1 protein-coding gene is annotated in these 263 nt (G+C 57.0%); it reads right to left on the bottom strand.

Translation table 11 applies throughout. From position 1 onward, the window contains the following. Positions 1–215, bottom strand: a 215-nt coding sequence (locus N7568_RS24060; protein ID WP_261612199.1) for a hypothetical protein, incomplete at its 3' end; no start/stop codon positions are given. Positions 216–263: the final 48 nt, after the last annotated feature.

Raw genomic sequence — 263 nt, 5'->3', positions numbered from 1 at the left:
AGCGGGTATTCCGGCAGGACGGACGAATCTGGTTGTCCGCTCGACATCCACCACAGGTAGTACCGGAGGTCACCCGTGATGTAGTTCGATGACGGCTGGATAAAGACGTGAAGCATGACGAGTCGACCCACTGTCCACAGCACGATGGCACCTGCCGCAGAAAACAGCGCAGCTCGGGATCCTTGGCGAGCGGTTTTGGCGTCACGAAATGGCACGAACTGACACCCTACCTGATAAATCCAGGTACGCCGCTAAGGACATAG

Source organism: Paenarthrobacter aurescens, assembly GCF_025421775.1.
Lineage (GTDB): Bacteria > Actinomycetota > Actinomycetes > Actinomycetales > Micrococcaceae > Arthrobacter > Arthrobacter aurescens_B.
The sequence above is the reverse complement of the archived record's forward strand: the minus strand, read 5'-3'. Positions and strand labels throughout refer to the sequence as shown.